This window comes from Streptomyces sp. NPDC048275 (genome assembly GCF_040652275.1).
GTDB lineage: Bacteria > Actinomycetota > Actinomycetes > Streptomycetales > Streptomycetaceae > Streptomyces.
This window is the reverse complement of sequence record NZ_JBEZLR010000254.1, coordinates 1-1,510: the sequence shown is the minus strand read 5'-3', so window position 1 is coordinate 1,510 and position 1,510 is coordinate 1. Positions and strand designations below refer to the sequence as shown.

2 protein-coding genes are annotated in these 1,510 nt (G+C 70.0%); one reads left to right on the top strand and one right to left on the bottom strand.

Annotated elements, in window-relative coordinates; translation table 11 throughout:
• Window positions 1-89: 89 nt before the first annotated feature.
• Entirely contained in the window at window positions 90-314 is a 225-nt protein-coding gene (locus tag AB0D57_RS47750; RefSeq protein ID WP_362088777.1) for a hypothetical protein, read from the bottom strand.
• Window positions 315-443: 129 nt separating this feature from the next.
• Between AB0D57_RS47750 and AB0D57_RS47745 the strand changes: the two genes are divergently transcribed.
• On the top strand, window positions 444-1,100 hold the full coding sequence (locus tag AB0D57_RS47745; protein WP_362088776.1) for a histidine phosphatase family protein: 657 nt from the start codon (window positions 444-446) through the stop codon (window positions 1,098-1,100).
• Window positions 1,101-1,510 lie beyond the last annotated feature (410 nt).

Below are 1,510 nucleotides of genomic sequence, written 5' to 3'. Positions count from 1 at the left end.
ATCATCCGTCAGGACCACTTCGACCGTCGGCCGACCCATACGCGCCATGAGCCCAGCATACTTCTACGGCTTTCCTAAGACTCAGGACACTAGGACCTGTCCGGGACGGGGGCCAGGAACTCCTCGGGGAGGGTGCCCCCGTCCCCCTTGGCGTACCAGCGCTGGAACCGCAGGCAGTGGGCGGCCTCGCAGCGCCAGTAGTCATCCACGTAGTCCGCCTGCGTGATCACCTTGACCGCCGCCTTCTCGGGGGGTTCCAGCAGGCGGAAGTTCTGCATCGTGCCGCAGTTGAGGCAGTCCAAGTACTTGCTCACGAGCACCTCCGCACCGGACGGATGTCTTGGACCCGCGATCCTAAGCCCGCGGGAGGTACCGGCACGAGCCATTCCGCTCTTCGCCGACCCGCCCGCGCGAGCACGCCTTGACCTGGATACTGCGGGGTCATGAGTACGACGACGAGCACGACCGACGCCATGAGCCCCGCACCTCTGGCGGGCACGACCCTGCTGCTGGCCCGGCACGGCCAGACCGTCTGGCACGCCGAGAACCGCTACGCGGGAGTGAGTGACGTCCCCCTCACGGATGAGGGCCGGGCCCAGGCGGAGGCCCTCGGCCGGTGGATCGCCGCCCACCCCGTGGACGCCGTCTGGACGTCGACGCTCTCCCGCGCCGTCGCCACCGCCGAACCCGCCTGCCGCGCCCTCGGTCTCACCGCGCATCGCGAACCCGCCCTGCGTGAATGCGACTTCGGCGTCGTGGAGGGCCGCACCCTCGCCGAGTTCGAGGCCGAGAACCCGGCGCGGGCGAAGGCGTTCCGGACCTGCCCGGTGTCGTACCCCTTCCCGGAGGCGGAGGACCCCCGGACCGCCGCGGCCCGCGGCGCCGCCGTGCTGCGCCGCATCGCGAGCGCCCACCCCGGCAAACGCGTCCTGGTCGTCGCCCACAACACGCTGCTCCGGCTGGTGCTGTGCTCCCTGCTGTCCATCCCGCTGGGCGAGTACCGCCGGGTGCTCCCGCGGCTGGGCAACGCGGCGGTCACCGAACTCCGGCTGGCCGACGGGACCGCGGCCTTGCTGTCCCTCAACGTGCCGTGCGGGTGAGCGGCTTCAGGGCCGCCGCACCGCACAGCCTCCACCGAGCGGTGGACCCCGGGGAGGGGGAAAGCCCCCGCGAGTCACGTCCTCGCGGGGGCTCCCGTTTCTCCGCCTGCCGCGTGAAGGGTGAGAAGACGATCACGAGCAGGACGTTTCATACCTCCCTCAGGGGGCGTGCGGCAACACATCCGCGCGGGACTTCGCTCTGGCGTAGCGGCGGCAGGAGAGGGCGCTCGGGTGGGCACGGCAGGCCCTCTCCCCTCTCTTATTGCGAACATGTCGCAACTGCACGGTAGCAACAAAAAGGCCCTCGCGTGGGGGCTTGAGTTCTAGTGGTCGTTGCAACACCCCAGCTCAGGGGATGCAATGGACTTCGAGATACGCAAGGACCGGGGGCCGCAGGGGCGAAGGAAGCT

Excerpts from the sequence above, each read along its gene's own strand:
- AB0D57_RS47745 (WP_362088776.1), top strand. The coding sequence starts at position 444 with ATGAGTACGACGACGAGCACGACCGACGCCATGAGCCCCGCACCTCTG.